The sequence below is a fragment of the Microbacterium sp. FW305-3-2-15-F-LB2 genome, assembly GCF_058787255.1.
Genome location: NZ_JBYSZO010000001.1, coordinates 2,096,670 through 2,113,440, shown reverse-complemented (window position 1 = coordinate 2,113,440; position 16,771 = coordinate 2,096,670). Strand labels below are relative to the sequence as shown.

Here is a 16,771-nt window from a genome sequence, read left to right as displayed (position 1 = left end):
GGAGCCCGCCGCCCCGGGAACCCCCAGGGTGCATTCGGTAGGGTGCCCCTGTGCACCTCGGGCAGTACCAGCAGACCTCGATGACCTCGCGACGCCGCCTCTCCCGGCTGGTGGTCGTGTCGATTGCCGCGGTGGTCGCTCTGGCCGGCTGTTCGGCTCCGGAGCCGGCGCCCGCCGAGCCGACGCCCGCTCGCACGAGCCTGACCGTCGGCGTCGTCGGGACGCCGACGAGCTTCAACTCCGCCACCGTCCACGGTGACACCGCGGCCAACCGCGCGATGTCCGCGCTCCTCGACGAGCATCTGGGATCGCTCGACGGGACCCTGCAGGTGGTTCCCAACGACGGCCTGGGGCGGATCACGCGCATCGAGGGCGACCCGCTCACGGTCAGCTATGAACTCTTCCCCGACCGGGTCTGGTCGGACGGCACCCCCATCACCCTCGACGACCTCATGTTCGGCTGGGCGGTCTCCTCGCACTACTTCGACGATGCGAGCTACGACGAGACGGGAGCAGTCGTCTCGGGGACTCGATACTTCGAGACGGCGAGCCCCGCTGATCCGAACGCCCGGACGTCGCGTCCGACGATGGACCGAGCGGCCGACACGCTCACCCTCACCTATGACGAGCCGTTCGCCGACTGGAACCGGCAGTGGCTCCTCGACCGGCCGGTGCACGTTGTGGCCGCCAAGGCCGGCGTGACCGTCCGCGATCTCATGACCGCGATCCTCACGACCCCCGAGGGGGATGCCTCGGCACCCCAGGCACCGAACCCGGTGTTGGCTGCGGCGGCCGCGGCGTGGAACACCGGTTTCGACGCGGCCGCGGATGGGACGCTCGACCCGGCCGCCGCAGTCTCCGCGGGGCCGTGGACGGTGATGGAGGCCACGACCACGTCGCTCACGCTCGCGCGCCGCGACGATTACCAGGGCGGCCACTACCCCGCGCTCGAGGGCATCACGGTGCGCTTCTTCCCCGATCGGGCCGCCCAGATCGCGGCCGTCGCGGCGGGCGAGGTGGACATCGCGAACATCGGTGATCCGGATGCCGCGGACGTGAAGACCCTCACCGACGCCGGGGTCACCGTGACCATGGGACCCACCCCGCAGACGCTGCAGCTGCGCTTCGCCGACACCACGCCGGCCGCCCTGCGTCAAGCGGTCAGCCTCTCGCTGGACCGCGATGAGCTGGTCAAGGATGCCGTGGGCGAGGTGAGGACGGATGCGCGTCCCCTGCAGTCCTTCCTCTCGTCGCCCGCAACCGGGTCGACGTATCAGGATTTGAGTTCGGGAAACGGAGCCCCCGGCACGGGGAGCGATCCCGGTGCGGCGCGTTCCGCCGTGGACGACCGGCCGGCCGTTCTCCGCGTGGCTCACGACCCGGCGGATCCGATCTCCACGGTGGTTTTCGAGAGAATGATCACGATGGGCGCGGAGGCGGGCATCGCGGTCCGCGCGGCGGCCGAGAACGAAACCGCGGATGCGACTCTCGCCTGGGTCGGAGAGGACGAAAGCCTGTACCGATCGGCGCGGGACCGTCTCGCGGAGGGCGTGACCACCGTCGAGGCGGAGCAGGCCTTCGACGAGATGATCCGCGACACCGACCCGGTGGACGTTCTCGCCCGCGCCCAGGAGATCGATCGGGCCCTGTTCGCGGCATACGCGGGAGTCCCGCTTCTCGAGCGCACGGGCGCCGTGGCCGTGGGGAAGGGCGTCGGGGGAGTGACCTACACCGCCGAACCCGATGGCATCCCGCCGGCGTTCTGGACCTGGACACCCCCGACGCCGTGACGCACCGCGCCGCGTCTCACGACGTCGGGGTGGGCGAGGGCGTCGGGGGAGCGAAGACCCCGGGCCACCACGCCGCAGCCAGCGGGTAGCCGACGAAGGCGACCACATCGATCAGCGTGTGCGCGATGACCAGCGGCATCACGCGTCCCCACCGCCGGTAGCACCATCCGAACACCAGCCCCATCACGACGTTCCCCAAGGCGGACGGCCAGCCCTGGTACAGGTGGTAACTCCCGCGCAGGAGTGCCGTGGACACGATGATGCCGGTCCACGACCATCCGAGCCGACGCAGTCGGTCGAAGAGGTAGCCGAGGAAGATGACCTCCTCGGTGAGGCCCGCGCGCACGGCGGCGAGCACGAGGAGCGCGATGACCCACCAGGACGAGTCCAAGGGAGCGGGTACGACGGTGATGCTTTGGCCGAGGAGCCGACCGGCGGCGTAGACGCCGATTCCGGGCGCCCCGATGAGGACGACGAGGGCCACGGCGCGAAGGGTGTCCGAGCCGAACCGGCGGAAATCCAGACCGATTCTGCGGAGCGCATTGTTGGCGGGCTCCCAGAGGAGGTAGACGGCGATGGCCACCAATGCGAGCGAGAAGAAGATGCCGAGGAACTGGTAGAGCGCGTCCCAGAACGGTTCGTCGCTGCGCGACGGATTCAGCTGCGTTTGTTGCTGAGAGATGGGCGCGCGGGTCGCTGCGCGAATGAAGGCGACGACGGAATAGATCGCGGATTGACCCACGCTGACGAGCAGGATGAGGACGATCTCCCACGTGAGACGTCGGCGGGCGAAGATCTCCTCGCGCGGAAGCGTCGGAGGATATGTCCACAGTGCGGGCCCCCCGGGTGCACCCCGCTTGTCAGATTGCCACATGAAACGCCTCTCGAGTAAAGCCTCTGTAACTTTTTTGGATGAGGTTTGGGGCACCTGGGTAAACATGCCTAGGGTGTTCTCATCCTGCCCGGCTCATCCTGTCGCGCTTTGTCGCGCCGATTCGGTATGGCGCGGGCATTGATTACCCCTTCCCTGGAGGAACTGTGAAGCGCAACAAGATTGCCCTCTCCAGTCTCGCGCTGCTGGGAGCCGTCGGGCTTATGCTCGCCGGCTGCTCGGGCGGAGACAACGGAGGATCGTCGTCGTCCGGCGACGCCACCGCGATCATTCGAACCAACGGATCTGAGCCCCAGAACCCGCTCATCCCGACCAACACGAACGAGGTCGGCGGTGGCAAGATCCTCGACTCGATCTTCGCCGGACTCGTGTACTACGACGCCGAGGGCGCCCCGGTCAACGACATGGCCGAGTCCATCGTGACCAACGACCCGCAGAACCTCACGGTGACCCTGAAGAAGGGTCAGAAGTTCACGGACGGCACCGAGGTCAAGGCCGACAACTTCATCAAGGCCTGGAACTACGGCGCGAAGCTCTCGAACAACCAGCTCAACAGCTACTTCTTCGAGGACATCGTCGGCTTCAGCTACGACGAGGATTCCGAGCTGACGGGCCTGCAGAAGGTCGACGACTACACGTTCACGATCGCGCTCAGCAAGCCGGCCTCCGACTTCGCGCTGCGCCTGGGCTACTCGGCGTTCTTCCCGCTGCCCGACTCGGCTTTCGACGACATGGCGGCGTTCGGTGAGAACCCGGTCGGCAACGGCCCGTACAAGCTCTCCGGCGACGGCGCGTGGCAGCACAACGTGCAGATCGACCTCGTGAAGAACGACGACTACCAGGGCGGCCGCACCGTCGCCAACGGTGGCCTGTCGATCATCTTCTACGCCACGCAGGATGCGGCCTACGCCGACCTGCTCGGCGGCAACGTCGACGTGATCGACGGCATCCCGTCGGCCTCGCTGGCCACGTTCCAGTCCGACCTGGGTGACCGTGCGGTCAACCAGCCGGCTGCCGTGTTCCAGTCGTTCACGATCCCGGAGCGCCTCGCGCACTTCAGCGGTGAGGAAGGCAAGCTGCGCCGCCAGGCGCTGTCGATGGCCATCAACCGCGACGAGATCACCGAGACGATCTTCCAGGGCACCCGCACCCCGGCCAGCGACTTCACGTCGCCGGTCATCGCCGGGTGGTCGGACTCGCTCGAGGGCGCTGACGTCCTGAAGTACGACGCGGACAAGGCGAAGGAACTGTGGGCCCAGGCCGACGCCATCTCGCCGTGGACCGGTACCTTCCAGATCGCCTACAACGCCGACGGTGGACACCAGTCCTGGGTCGACGCCGTGACGAACTCGATCAAGAACACCCTCGGCATCGACGCGTCCGGCGCGCCGTACCCGACGTTCAAGGAAGCCCGCTCGGCCATCACCGACCGCAGCATCCAGACGGCGTTCCGCACCGGTTGGCAGGCCGACTACCCCGGTCTGTACAACTTCCTCGGCCCGCTCTACGCGACCGACGCCTCCTCGAACGACGGTGACTACTCGAACCCCGAGTTCGATCAGCTCCTGTCCGCCGGTATTGCCGAGACCGACCTCGAGGCGCAGAACGCGGACTTCCAGAAGGCTCAGGAGGTTCTCCTGCAGGACCTGCCCGCCATTCCGCTCTGGTACGCCAACGTCGACGGCGGCTACGCCGACGGCGTCCAGAACGTCCAGTTCGGCTGGAACTCGGTTCCGCTGTACTACGAGATCACGAAGTAACCCTTCCGATCTCAACCGCGAGGCGGTGACGGATTCGTCACCGCCTCGCGGCCTGCCAGCCAGGCCTCAAACGACGTGTGATAGAACGGCACGGTGCCTTTCGGCGCCGCCCCCCACTCAACGTCCGCTGAGGCGTTTCCCACGTTCGAAAAGAGAGCGGATGCTCGGCTACATCCTCAGACGTCTGCTGCAGGTCCTCCCCGTGTTCTTCGGGGCGACGCTGCTCATCTATTTCATGGTCTTCGCCATGCCCGGCGACCCGATTCTCGGGCTCTTCGGCGACAAGACCCCCGCACCGCAGGTCGTCGAAGCCCTGCGCGCGCAGTACCACCTGGACCAGCCCTTCATCGTCCAGTACTTCCTCTACATCGCCGGAATCTTCCGCGGCGACCTCGGGACGACGTTCTCCGGCCAGGCCGTGAGCGAAGTCCTCGCACGGACGCTCCCTGTCACGGCGCGACTGGCGATCATGGCGCTTGCGATCGAGCTCGTGCTCGCTGTCGTGGTCGGCACGATCTCCGCAATCCGCAAGGGCAAGCTGTTCGACAACGTGGCGCTCATCGTCGCCCTGTTGTTCGTGGCGCTGCCGATCTTCGTCGCGTGCTTCCTCGCCCAGTATTTCCTTGCCGTTCAGTTGGGCTGGTTCCGTCCGACGGTGGGGTCTCAGAACGACTGGGGAGACCTGTGGTTGCCCGCGATCGTGCTCGGTCTGAGCCTCTTCGCCACGAGCATGCGCCTCATGCGCGGCTCCGTCATCGACACGCTCAACCAGGACTGGGTGCGCACCGCCTACAGCAAGGGCCTGTCGCGTCGTCGCGTCATCCCGGTGCACGTGCTGCGCAACTCGCTCATCCCGGTCATCACGAACTCCGCCACCAACTTCGGCGTGCTTCTGGTGGGCGCCACCGTCACCGAGGGAATCTTCAACATCCCCGGCGTCGGCAACACCCTGTATCAGGCGACGATCCGCGGTGAGGGACCCACGGTGGTGTCCTTCGTCACCGTCTTCGTCATCATCTACGTGCTGGTCAACCTCGTCGTCGACCTCCTGTACGGCCTCCTGGACCCGAGGATCCGCTATGTCAAGTAGTCCCTTCCCCGCGCCGCATTACGTCGCGCCCGCCAAGACCGACACGATCGCGGTAGATGCCGTGCGCGTGTCGGCGCGCAAGAGCAACCTGTGGCTCGACGCCTGGCGTGACCTGCGCCGCCGCCCCACGTTCTGGATCGCCCTGGCGGTCATGGCCGTCGTCATCCTGATGGCGGTGTGGCCGACGCTGTTCACTCAGGTGCCTCCGAACAACGACTGCCAACTCTCCAACAGCAACGGCGGCCCCGCCCCGGGCCACATCCTGGGCTACACGTTCCAGGGGTGTGACACGTTCTCCCGCATCGTGTGGGGTGCCCGCACCTCGCTCTCGGTGGGTCTGCTGGCGACGCTGATCGGAACCGTCATCGGCTTGATCATGGGCTCGCTCGCCGGTTTCTACGGCGGCTGGCTCGACGCCGTGCTGTCCCGTATCGGCGACATCTTCTTCTCGATCCCCTACATCCTCGCGGCGATCGTCGTGATGAGCGTGTTCTCGCAGTTCCGCAACGTCATCACCCTCGCGGTCGCGATCGGCGGTTTCGCCTGGGCGTCCACGGCCCGAGTCGTGCGCGCCGAGGTGCTGCGCGTCCGGCAGGCCGACTTCGTCGCGGCCTCTCAAGCGCTGGGGCAGACCCGGTTCCGTACGCTGCTCACGCACGTCATCCCGAACGCGATCGCCCCGTTGCTCGTGGTGACCACGATCAGCCTCGCTGCCGCGATCGTGGCCGAAGCGACGCTGTCGTTCCTGGGTGTCGGACTCGGCGGCGACACGATGTCGTGGGGTAACGACATCAGTCAGGCGCAGCAGTCGCTGCGGGTGGCGCCGATGGCGCTCATCTGGCCGTCGATCGCCCTGACCGTGACGGTGCTGTCGTTCATTTTGCTGGGCGAGCTCATCCGAGACGCCATCGACCCGAGAGCGAGGGCCCGCCGATGAGCGATGCCACCATGACGCCTCTGCTGTCCGTGCGCGACCTGAAGGTCGCCTTCCAGGGCGAGGGGGGCACCCGCGAGGTGCTGCACGGGGTCAGCCTCGATGTGTTCCCCGGGCAGACCGTCGCCATCGTCGGGGAGTCCGGTTCGGGCAAGTCCACGACGGCGTCGGCCGTCATCGGTCTGCTCCCCGGCACCGGTCAGGTCACCGCGGGCAGCATCACGCTCGACGGTCGCGAGCTCACCGGCCTGTCCCAGAGGCAGTTCGAGTCCGTGCGCGGTCGCGACATCGGATACGTGCCGCAGGACCCGATGTCCAACCTGAACCCGGTGTGGAGCATCGGCTTCCAGGTGAAGGAGGCGATCCGCGCCAACGGCATCGCCACCGGACGCAAGGACGTGGAAGCCCGCGCGATCGAGGTGCTGAAGCAGGCCGGCCTTGCCGACGCCGAGCGCCGTCTGCACCAGTTCCCGCACCAGTTCTCGGGCGGTATGAGGCAGCGCGCGCTCATCGGTATCGGTCTCGCGGCCGACCCGAAGCTCCTGATCGCGGACGAGCCGACGTCGGCTCTCGACGTGACCGTTCAGCGCGTGATCCTCGACCACATGGCATCCCTCACCCGGGAGCGCGGCACGTCCGTGCTGCTCATCACCCACGACCTGGGTCTGGCCGCCGAGCGCGCCGACACCATCGTGGTGATGAACCAGGGCGAGATCGTGGAGTCGGGTCCGAGCCGCGAGATCCTCGAGAACCCGCAGCACCCGTACACGCAGCGCCTCGTCGCCGCGGCGCCCAGCATCGCTTCGCAGCGGATCCAGGCCACCGTGAACGACCGTGGCATCCTGCGCGAGTCCGACATCGACGCTCCGGCGACGGTGAAGGTCACGGACCTGGTCAAGGAGTACAAGATCCGCCAGGGCGGGTTCCGCAGCGAGCAGTTCCGGGCCGTCGACGGTGTCTCGTTCGAGATCCCGCGCGGCAAGACCCTCGCGCTCGTGGGCGAGTCGGGTTCGGGCAAGTCGACCATCGCGAAGATGGTCCTCAAGCTCGAGGAGCCCACCTCGGGCTCCATCGAGGTGGATGGCGTGAACACCGGCAAGCTGTCGGCGAAGGACACCTTCGCCCTGCGCCGCCGCATGCAGCCGGTGTTCCAGGACCCGTACGGTTCACTCGATCCGCTGCGCAGCATCGGCAACCTCATCGCGGAGCCGCTGAACATCCACAAGGTCGGCGACAACGCCTCGCGCCGCGAGCGCGTGGAGGAGCTCCTCGAGCAGGTCGCCCTGCCCCAGGAGCTGGCATCCCGGTACCCGAACGAGTTGTCGGGCGGTCAGCGGCAGCGTGTCGCGATCGCGCGCGCTTTGGCGCTCAAGCCCGACATCCTCGTGCTCGACGAGGCTGTCTCGGCCCTTGACGTCCTGGTGCAGGCGCAGATCCTGCAGCTGCTGGCAGAGCTCCAGGCCGAGCTCGGACTGACCTACCTGTTCATCACGCACGACCTCGCGGTGGTGCGCGTCGCCGCCGACCTGGTGTGCGTCATGGAGCGGGGCAAGCTCGTCGAGCAGGGGACCGTGGACGAGATCTTCGCGCAGCCGTCGCAGGAGTACACGCGCCGCCTGTTGGATGCCATCCCGGGTGCGACGCTGTCCCTCGGCGGCCAGTGACGCGCGATGAGCGCTTCCGGGGCGCGGAGCACCCACGGGTGTTCCGCGCCCCGTCCGCCGTGTTCGGGCTCATCCTCGGCGCGGTCCTGGCCATCGTGCTCCTCGGCGACGCCGCGCTGCGCGCGGGCCTTGGGGAGATGCTCCTGATCGCGCCCTCGCTCCTGCTGGCGTTGTGGGCCGTGTACGCGTTGCTGTTCGCCCCGCACGTGCGCATCGACGCCTCCGGCATCCGGATCCACAACCCCCTGAGAACCGTGGCGATCCCCTGGGCCCGGGTATCCGACATCGCCATGCGGTGGCAGCTGGAGGTGCGCACGGACGAGCCGCGGGTCTACAAGGCGTACGGCGGTCCCGTCGCCGGACGGCCCGGACGCCCGCCGCTGCGACGCGACGGTGAGGGGCGGCACCGCGAACCGCCGGCGATCCGCGATCTCGCGCTGATCCGGGATGCCTGGGAGTCGGCGCGCGAGGGCGCCCCGGCCGGCGCCGTACGGCGCGCGTGGGACATTCCGTCACTCATTTCACTGGGCGTACTGATCGTCTGGGTTACGATCTCTTTGTTCATTTCAGGAGTTGTTCGTTGAGCGCGATGTAGCGCTCGGCGTAGCTCTCTGTGACAAAGCGCTATGTCATCGCATTGTTACGGTCGTGAAAAGTGTGTTCCCCCGGCACCCTTCACGAGAAGAGCTCGACGTAGGGTCGATCCAGATCCCACGCCGGACACGATCAGCAGCGGGGGTCTCGAAGGCGAGAGGATCCCCCCATGATGTACACCTCCGAAGAGCTCCGGACGGGCCCGCACGCGTCATGACGCTGTACGTCCTCCGACGGTTTTTGAACTACGCCGTTCTCAGCCTTCTGGCTACCTGCCTGGCCTACGTGCTGGGGAGCGCCCTCCTGAAGCCCCAGGATCGTTTCTACGGGATGAACCCGCGTCCGCCGCAGGAGTCGATCATCGCGAGCCTCGACGCGCTGGGTGCCAACCCCGACGTGCCGATCATCGTGCGCCTGTGGAACTGGCTGGTGAACCTCTTCACCCAGTTCTCCCTCGGCACGACCATCGGCGGCCAGCAGGTGACCGCCGAGATCGCCGCGCGCGCCGGTACGAGCCTGCGCCTGCTGCTGATCGGTTCGCTGATCGGCGCGGTCGTGGGCGTCCTCATCGGTGTGTGGGGCGCGGTGCGGCAGTACCGGGCGGCCGACCAGGTGACGACCTACGCGTCGTACCTCGTGTTCGCGACCCCGACGTTCGTCATCGGCGTGCTGCTCATGATCGCGGCGACGGGATTCAACAACCTGATCGGCACGCAGGCCATCCGATTCACCGGCGAGTACACGGCCGGAATCGAAGGGTTCTGGCCGGTCGTCGCCGACCGGGCCGTCCACCTGCTGTTGCCCACGATCGCCCTCGTCCTCATCAGCGCGGCGTCGTATTCGCGCTACCAGCGGAGCATGATGCTCGACGTGCTCGGTGCGGACTACATCCGCACGGCACGGGCGAAGGGGTTGCCGCGCACCCAGGCCCTCTTCCGTCACGGCGTGCGCATCGCCCTGATCCCGATGTCCACGTTCTTCGCCTACAGCTTCGGCACGCTCATCGCGGGGTCGACGATGCTCGAGATCGTCTTCTCGTGGCGCGGCATGGGGCAGTTCCAGCTCAACGCCGTGACGCAGCAGGACATCAACGCCGTCGCCGGGTCGACGCTGTTCGTCGCCGTCCTCGTCCTGCTGTCGTCGACCCTGTCCGAAGTGCTCTACGCAGCCCTCGACCCGAGAGTGAGGAGCTGACATGACCATGCAGGAAGAAGCCGTCGACGGCACCCTGGATGCCATCAGCCCGGTGACGCGCACGCGCAAGCCGCTCTCGCGCGGCGCGCTGGTCCGTGCGCGCCTGCGTCGGATGCCCCGGTTCTGGGTCGGCGCAGCCATCCTCGTCTTCATCGTGCTGTGGGCCTTCATCGGGCCCCTGCTGTACCCCTACGACGCGAGTGAGCGCGACTTCCTCAACGTCGGCCTCGGCCCCACGCAGCTGCACTGGTTCGGCACCAACGGCATCGGCCAGGACATCTACGCCCAGACGCTCGTCGGGCTCCAGAAGTCGATCGTCATCGGCGCTCTCGCCGGCATCGGTGCAACGCTCATCGCGGCAGCCGTCGGTTCGGTCGCCGGCTATCTGGGCGGGAAGATCGACGCCGTGATCGGCTGGATCATCCACCTGCTGCTGGTGATCCCCTCGTTCTTCATCCTCGTGCTGCTCAGCCCGTTGACCCGTGGGCTGTCGTGGCTCGCGCTGACGTTCTTCCTCGCCGCCTTCAGCTGGATGATCCTCGCCCAAGTGGTGCGGAACCAGACGCGATCGCTCCGCAACCGGGACTTCGTCCGTGCGGCGCGGTACATGGGGATGCCGACACGACAGATCCTCGCGCGGCACATCATCCCCAATATCGCCTCGCTGCTCATCATCGACGCGACCCTCGGCGTCGTCGCCGCGATCATGGCGGAGACCTCGCTGAGCTACTTCGGCTTCGGTGTGCAGCCCCCCGACGTCTCGCTCGGCACGCTGCTCGCGGCCGGCACCTCTGCCGCGGTGACGCGGCCCTGGCTCTTCGTCTACCCGGCGGGCGTGCTCATCGTGCTGTTGCTGGCCATCAGCCTCATCGGCGACGCGCTGCGCGACGCCATCGACCCCACCTCGGGAGCGAACCGTGACTGACCCCCGTTCCGCGACGCTGTCGCCCACCGCCGGCGGATCCCCGCTGCTGTCGGTGCGCGACCTCAGCGTCACTTTCCCGCAGCGCGACGGCAACGCCGTGCGCGCCGTGCGCGGCATCTCCTACGACGTGCACGAGGGAGAGTTCCTCGGCATCGTGGGGGAGTCCGGCTCGGGCAAGTCGGTGTCGTCGCTGGCCGTGATGGGCCTGCTCCCCTCGAACGCGCGCGTCGAGGGCGACATCCAGTACAACGGCCGTTCCCTGTTGTCGATGAACGACAGGCAGCTCTCCAAGATCCGCGGAGCCGAGCTGGCGATGGTGTTCCAGGATCCGCTCTCCGCGCTGACGCCGGTGTACACGGTGGGTGAGCAGATCTCCGAGGGGCTTCGCCTGCACGACCGGTCGCTGTCGGCGCAGGGCGCCCACGCCCGCTCGGTCGAGCTCCTGAAGCTGGTCGGCATACCGGATGCCGAGCGTCGCGCCCGCGCCTACCCGCACGAGTTCTCCGGCGGAATGCGTCAGCGCGCGATGATCGCCATGGCCATCGCGAACGACCCCCGCGTGATCATCGCCGACGAGCCGACCACGGCCCTCGACGTGACGATTCAGGCGCAGATCCTCGAGGTGCTGCAGAAGGCCCGCGAGGTCACCGGCGCCGCCGTCGTCCTCATCACTCACGACCTCGGCGTTGTCGCCGGTCACGCCGACCGCGTCGCGGTCATGTACGCGGGGAAGCTCGTCGAGCGCGGGTCGGTCGACGAGATCTTCCACGACCCGCACATGCCGTACACGGTGGGCCTGCTGCGTTCGGTACCGAACATGCAGACCGCCGGATCGCACCGTCTGGTGCCCCTCGAAGGTCGTCCGCCGTCCCTGTCCGCCCTCCCGAAGGGGTGCCCGTTCGCGGCGCGGTGCCCGATCGCGATCGACGCGTGCCACGACGTCGAGCCCGAGCTGGTTCCGCACGGGACCGCCGACGACGATCACGTCGCGGCGTGCATCCGCGCGGACGAGATCGCCTCGGGGACCCTCGCGCGGCCCGACATCTTCCCGCGACCCGTGGCTCTGGGGGAGGTGCCGCCGCCGCGGGCCGACGTCACACCCGCGGTCGAGGTGACCGACCTCGTGAAGCACTTCCCGCTGATGAAGGGGGCGGTCTTCCCGCGGCGCATCGGCACGGTGCGCGCCGTCGACGGCATCTCCTTCTCGATCCAGCCGGGACGCACCATGGGCCTCGTGGGCGAGTCGGGCTGCGGCAAGACCACGACGATCCTCGAGATCATGGAGATGGTCGCACCCCAGCAGGGCACGATCCGCATCGACGGTGCCGACGTCGGGACGGTCGGCCGTAAAGCCAAGGCGGCGCTGCGAAAGAGCATCCAGATCGTCTTCCAGGACCCCATGGGAGCGATCGACCCGCGCCTGCCGGTCGGCGAGGTCATCACCGAACCGCTGCTGGTCCAGGGGGTGCCCCGCGCCGAGCGCGACCGCAAGGTCACCGAGCTGCTCGAACTCGTCGGACTCGACCCCGCCATGGCCGACCGCTACCCGCACGAGTTCTCAGGCGGCCAGCGTCAGCGCATCGGCATCGCGCGCGCTCTCGCGACCGACCCGTCGGTCGTCGTGCTCGACGAGCCCGTCTCGGCGCTGGACGTCTCCATCCAGGCCGGCGTCATCAATCTCCTCGAGGACCTCAAAGAGCGGCTCGGGCTGTCGTTCCTCTTCGTCGCGCACGACCTCGCGGTCGTCCGGCAGATCGCGGACGACGTCTCCGTGATGTACCTCGGTCGCATCGTGGAGCAGGGCCCGGTCGGCGCCGTGTTCGACGACCCGAGGCATCCGTACACGAAGGCCCTGATCTCCGCGGCGCCCATCCCGGATCCGCGCGTCGAGCGTTCGCGCACCCGCATCCTGCTGGACGGCGACTTGCCCAGCCCCACCCAGGAGATCTCGGGATGCCGATTCCGCACGCGGTGCCCGCTCTACCGCCTGCTGCCCGACGCCGACCGGCGCCGGTGCGACTCCGACGACCCGAGCCTGCGCCCCTCGGCGCGGTCCCGGGTGGCGTGCCACTACGCCGAACGGTCCGACCTCGTCCTCGAGACAGCGGCCGGATCCCCCCGAACGTCCCCGATCGACGGCACCACGTCGTCGGGGGCCCTCCCCGATCACCACAGAGAGGACTGATCACATGAGAATGCGCAAAGCAAAGGCACTCGGCGCGCTCGCGCTGCTGAGCGCCGCCGCGCTGGCGATCGCCGGCTGCGCCCCGGGCAACACGGCGGCCCCGTCCGCCAACCCCGAGGACCAGAACGCCCTGCCCTCGACCGCGTGGGTTCGTGCCGACGCCGCCGACGTGCAGGATGGCGGCGACCTCAAGCTCGCTGTCTCGGCGCTGCCAGTGAACTGGAACATCTACCAGATCGACGGCAACGAGCGCGACACCAACGACATCTACGCGACGATGAGCGGCGGTCCGATCAAGATCAACGAGTCGGGTGAGCCCGTCGTCGACGAGAACTACGCGTCCTCGGCCGAGCTCGTCAGCGAGGACCCCCAGGTCGTCGAAGTCAAGCTGAACCCGGATGCCGTCTGGGAGGACGGCACGCCCATCACCGTCGCTGACTACCAGGGGATGTGGAAGGCCAACAACGGCTCGAACCCCGACTACGTCGTCACCTCGACCACCGGATGGGATCAGGTCGAGTCGGTGGAGCAGGGCGAGAACGAATTCGACCTGAAGATCACCTTCTCTTCGGTCTTCGCCGACTGGCAGTCGCTGTTGAGCCCCGTGCTCAAGGCGAGCGTCACCGCCGACCCCACCACCTTCAACACCGGCTACACCTCGCAGGCCGTGCCGTCGTCGGGCCCGTTCAAGGTGCGCTCGATCGACTCCACCGCCGGCATCGTGACGCTCGAGCGCAACCCCATGTGGTGGGGCGAGACGCCCAAGCTCGACACGATCGTGTTCCAGGCGGTGAGCCAGGACCAGCAGGGCTCCTCGTTCAGCAACGGTGAGATCGACGCCGTCGAGATCTCGGCCAACGCCGACCTCTACCAGACCGCACAGAACGTGCAGGGCGCCCAGATCCAGGCCTCGAACGGTCTCACGTGGACGCACATCACCATGCGCGCCTCGGACGGACCCCTCGCCGACGTCAACGTCCGCAAGGCCGTGGCATCCATCGTCAACCGCGAGCAGATCGCCAACACCGCGAACTCGCCGGTGGGAGTCCCCGCCATCACACAGGGCAGCTACATCTTCATGCCCGGTCAGGACGGCTACACCGACGAGGCGCTGCCGTACGACACCGATGCCGGGGCGAAGTTCCTCGAAGACGCCGGCTACACCAAGGACGGCGACTCCTGGGTCAAGGACGGCACGCCGCTGAAGTTCACGGTGACGGTCCCCGCCGACACCGCGACCAACATCCAGCGCGCGGAGCAGATCCAGGCCGACCTCGGTGAGTTCGGCATCCCTGTCGAGCTGGTCTCGGTTCCGGTGGGCGGGTACTTCAGCGACTACATCATCCCGGGCGACTTCGAGATGGTGACGTTCTCCTGGGTGGGTACGGCCTACCCGATCTCGTCGTCGCGGTCGCTGTTCACGCCCGTGGACTCCGAGCAGAACTTCACGGGCATCGCAGACGAGCGTCTGGACGGCCTGTGGGAGCAGGCCAACAACGAGCTCGACCCGGCCAAGCGCATCGAGACCGCGCAGGAGATCGACAAGGTGCTGTGGGAGTCGGTGCCGATCATCCCGATCGCGCCGCTGCCCAACGTCTGGGCCGTCAAGGAAGGTCTCGTGAACTGGGGCGCCACCCAGTTCGAAACGATCGACTGGGCGATCGTGGGCTTCGCGAACAGCTGAGTCCCCGCGCTCACGAGGGGCGGCATTCCTGAGGGGATGCCGCCCCTTTCGCGTCGTCTGCCGGGAGTGTCACGAGCGCCCGGTAGACTGTAGAGGCCCGATTCCGGGCGCAACCCCGAATTTTCCTGGAGACCCTCCATGGCGCACGCCCTTCGTCCTGACCTCCGTAACGTCGCGATCGTCGCGCACGTCGACCACGGCAAGACGACCCTCGTCGACGCCATGCTCCGCCAGACCAACTCGTTCGGCGACCACGCGCACGTCGAAGAACGCGCGATGGACTCGAACGACCTCGAGCGTGAGAAGGGCATCACGATCCTCGCCAAGAACACGGCGATCACGTACAACGGTGCCCACACCGACGTTCCGGTGACGATCAACGTCATCGACACCCCGGGTCACGCCGACTTCGGTGGCGAGGTCGAGCGCGGGCTGTCCATGGTGGACGGCGTCGTGCTGCTGGTCGACGCGTCCGAGGGTCCGCTGCCCCAGACCCGCTTCGTGCTGCGCAAGGCGCTCGAGGCGAAGCTCCCCGTCATCCTCCTGGTCAATAAGACCGACCGCCCCGACGCGCGCATCGCCGAGGTCGAGGAAGAGGCGCACGACCTTCTGCTGGGCCTGGCCTCCGACCTCGTCGACGACGTGCCCGACCTCGACGTCGACGCGCTGCTCGACGTTCCGGTCGTCTACGCCTCGGGCCGCGCGGGTGCCGCGTCGCTCAACCGCCCGGACAACGGCTCGCTGCCCGACAACGACGACCTCGAGCCGCTCTTCGGTGCGATCCTCGAGCACGTCCCGGCCCCGTCCTACGACGACGAGGCGCCCCTGCAGGCGTGGGTGACCAACCTCGACTCCAGCCCGTTCCTCGGCCGCCTCGCGCTGCTGCGCGTCTTCAACGGCACGCTGAAGAAGGGGCAGACGGTCGCGTGGGTGCGTCACGACGGTTCGCACTCGAACGCGCGCATCACGGAGCTGCTCATCACGAAGGCTCTGGACCGTTTCCCCGCCGAGTCCGCCGGTCCCGGTGACATCGTCGCGATCGCCGGTTTCCCCGACATCACGATCGGCGAGACGATCGCCGACCCCGAGGACGTTCGGCCGCTGCCGGCCATCACGGTCGACGACCCGGCGATCTCGATGACGATCGGCACGAACACCTCGCCGCTCATGGGCAAGGTCAAGGGTCACAAGCTCACCGCCCGCATGGTCAAGGATCGCCTCGACCGCGAGCTCATCGGTAACGTCTCGCTGAAGGTCGTCGACATCGGACGCCCGGATGCCTGGGAAGTCCAGGGCCGTGGCGAGCTCGCGCTGGCGATCCTCGTCGAGAACATGCGTCGTGAGGGCTTCGAGCTCACCGTCGGCAAGCCGCAGGTCGTCACCAAGCGCGGCGAGGACGGCAAGCTGAAGGAGCCGTACGAGCACCTCACGATCGATGCCCCCGAGGAGCACCTGGGTGCGATCACGCAGCTCATGGCCGCGCGCAAGGGCCGCATGGACAACATGACGAACCACGGCACCGGCTGGGTGCGCATGGAGTTCGTCGTCCCGTCGCGCGGTCTCATCGGGTTCCGGAGCGAGTTCCTCACGATCACTCGCGGCACCGGTATCGCCAACGCGATCTCCCACGGCTACGACGACTGGGCCGGCTCGATCACGACCCGCCAGAACGGCTCCATCGTGGCCGACCGCATGGGCGTCGTCACGCCGTTCGCGATGATCGCGCTGCAGGAGCGCATGAGCTTCTTCGTGCAGCCGACCGAAGAGGTCTACGAGGGCATGGTCATCGGCGAGAACTCGCGCGCCGACGACATGGACGTCAACATCACCAAGGAGAAGAAGCTGACGAACATGCGTTCGTCGACCTCCGACTCCTTCGAGTCGATGACGCCCCCGCGCATCCTCACGCTGGAGGAGTCGCTCGAGTTCGCCCGCGACGACGAATGCGTCGAGGTCACGCCCGAGAAGGTGCGTATCCGCAAGGTCGTGCTGGATGCGACCGAGCGCGGTCGCGCGGCCTCCCGCGCCAAGCGGCAGGATGCCAACGTCTGACCCTCCG

At 67.7% G+C, this 16,771-nt stretch carries 12 protein-coding genes; 11 read left to right on the top strand and 1 reads right to left on the bottom strand.

What is annotated here, in order from left to right; genetic code table 11:
* Window positions 1-50: 50 nt before the first annotated feature.
* A complete protein-coding gene (locus AC3WLZ_RS10250) occupies window positions 51-1,790 on the top strand; it encodes an ABC transporter substrate-binding protein (RefSeq protein WP_492469961.1) in 1,740 nt (579 codons plus the stop codon).
* A 16-nt stretch (window positions 1,791-1,806) separates the two neighbouring features.
* On the opposite strand, the gene AC3WLZ_RS10245 is transcribed toward AC3WLZ_RS10250, so the two are convergent.
* Window positions 1,807-2,664 (bottom strand): CPBP family intramembrane glutamic endopeptidase, encoded by an 858-nt coding sequence (locus AC3WLZ_RS10245; RefSeq protein WP_492469960.1) that lies wholly within the window; start codon window positions 2,662-2,664, stop codon window positions 1,807-1,809.
* Between the two features lie 164 nt (window positions 2,665-2,828).
* On the opposite strand from AC3WLZ_RS10245, the gene AC3WLZ_RS10240 reads away from it, so the two are divergent.
* The 10 genes from AC3WLZ_RS10240 to typA all read left to right on the top strand — a co-directional run bounded on the left by AC3WLZ_RS10240 (window position 2,829) and on the right by typA (window position 16,764).
* Window positions 2,829-4,442 carry a peptide ABC transporter substrate-binding protein gene (locus AC3WLZ_RS10240; protein ID WP_412924849.1) on the top strand — a complete coding sequence of 538 codons (1,614 nt, stop codon included), beginning with the start codon at window positions 2,829-2,831 and terminating at the stop codon, window positions 4,440-4,442.
* 160 nt (window positions 4,443-4,602) lie between these two features.
* Window positions 4,603-5,532 (top strand): ABC transporter permease, encoded by a 930-nt coding sequence (locus AC3WLZ_RS10235; RefSeq protein WP_412924848.1) that lies wholly within the window; start codon window positions 4,603-4,605, stop codon window positions 5,530-5,532.
* On the top strand, window positions 5,522-6,469 hold the full coding sequence (locus AC3WLZ_RS10230) for an ABC transporter permease (RefSeq protein ID WP_412924847.1): 948 nt from the start codon (window positions 5,522-5,524) through the stop codon (window positions 6,467-6,469). Before AC3WLZ_RS10235 ends, AC3WLZ_RS10230 begins: the two co-directional genes overlap by 11 nt.
* Complete coding sequence (locus AC3WLZ_RS10225) at window positions 6,466-8,130, top strand: ABC transporter ATP-binding protein (protein ID WP_492469959.1); 1,665 nt, start codon at window positions 6,466-6,468, stop codon at window positions 8,128-8,130. Before AC3WLZ_RS10230 ends, AC3WLZ_RS10225 begins: the two co-directional genes overlap by 4 nt.
* A 38-nt stretch (window positions 8,131-8,168) precedes the next feature.
* Window positions 8,169-8,714 carry a PH domain-containing protein gene (locus AC3WLZ_RS10220; protein ID WP_492469958.1) on the top strand — a complete coding sequence of 182 codons (546 nt, stop codon included), beginning with the start codon at window positions 8,169-8,171 and terminating at the stop codon, window positions 8,712-8,714.
* A 223-nt stretch (window positions 8,715-8,937) separates the two neighbouring features.
* Complete coding sequence (locus AC3WLZ_RS10215) at window positions 8,938-9,918, top strand: ABC transporter permease (protein ID WP_412924844.1); 981 nt, start codon at window positions 8,938-8,940, stop codon at window positions 9,916-9,918.
* Between the two features lies 1 nt (window position 9,919).
* The gene (locus AC3WLZ_RS10210) at window positions 9,920-10,843 is read left to right on the top strand and encodes an ABC transporter permease (protein ID WP_412924843.1); all 924 of its coding nucleotides are present in this window, start codon (window positions 9,920-9,922) and stop codon (window positions 10,841-10,843) included.
* On the top strand, window positions 10,836-13,028 hold the full coding sequence (locus AC3WLZ_RS10205) for an ABC transporter ATP-binding protein (RefSeq protein ID WP_492469957.1): 2,193 nt from the start codon (window positions 10,836-10,838) through the stop codon (window positions 13,026-13,028). Before AC3WLZ_RS10210 ends, AC3WLZ_RS10205 begins: the two co-directional genes overlap by 8 nt.
* Before the next feature lie 4 nt (window positions 13,029-13,032).
* Window positions 13,033-14,712: an ABC transporter family substrate-binding protein gene (locus AC3WLZ_RS10200; RefSeq protein ID WP_492469956.1), complete on the top strand. Its 1,680-nt coding sequence runs from the start codon at window positions 13,033-13,035 to the stop codon at window positions 14,710-14,712.
* A 138-nt stretch (window positions 14,713-14,850) separates the two neighbouring features.
* The gene (gene typA / locus AC3WLZ_RS10195; RefSeq protein WP_492469955.1) at window positions 14,851-16,764 is read left to right on the top strand and encodes a translational GTPase TypA; all 1,914 of its coding nucleotides are present in this window, start codon (window positions 14,851-14,853) and stop codon (window positions 16,762-16,764) included.
* Window positions 16,765-16,771: the final 7 nt, after the last annotated feature.

Coding starts and splice junctions, on each gene's coding strand:
- AC3WLZ_RS10245 (WP_492469960.1), bottom strand. CDS start 2,664: ATGTGGCAATCTGACAAGCGGGGTGCACCCGGGGGGCCCGCACTGTGG.
- AC3WLZ_RS10235 (WP_412924848.1), top strand. CDS start 4,603: ATGCTCGGCTACATCCTCAGACGTCTGCTGCAGGTCCTCCCCGTGTTC.
- AC3WLZ_RS10230 (WP_412924847.1), top strand. CDS start 5,522: ATGTCAAGTAGTCCCTTCCCCGCGCCGCATTACGTCGCGCCCGCCAAG.
- AC3WLZ_RS10225 (WP_492469959.1), top strand. CDS start 6,466: ATGAGCGATGCCACCATGACGCCTCTGCTGTCCGTGCGCGACCTGAAG.
- AC3WLZ_RS10215 (WP_412924844.1), top strand. CDS start 8,938: ATGACGCTGTACGTCCTCCGACGGTTTTTGAACTACGCCGTTCTCAGC.
- AC3WLZ_RS10210 (WP_412924843.1), top strand. CDS start 9,920: ATGACCATGCAGGAAGAAGCCGTCGACGGCACCCTGGATGCCATCAGC.
- AC3WLZ_RS10200 (WP_492469956.1), top strand. CDS start 13,033: ATGAGAATGCGCAAAGCAAAGGCACTCGGCGCGCTCGCGCTGCTGAGC.
- typA (WP_492469955.1), top strand. CDS start 14,851: ATGGCGCACGCCCTTCGTCCTGACCTCCGTAACGTCGCGATCGTCGCG.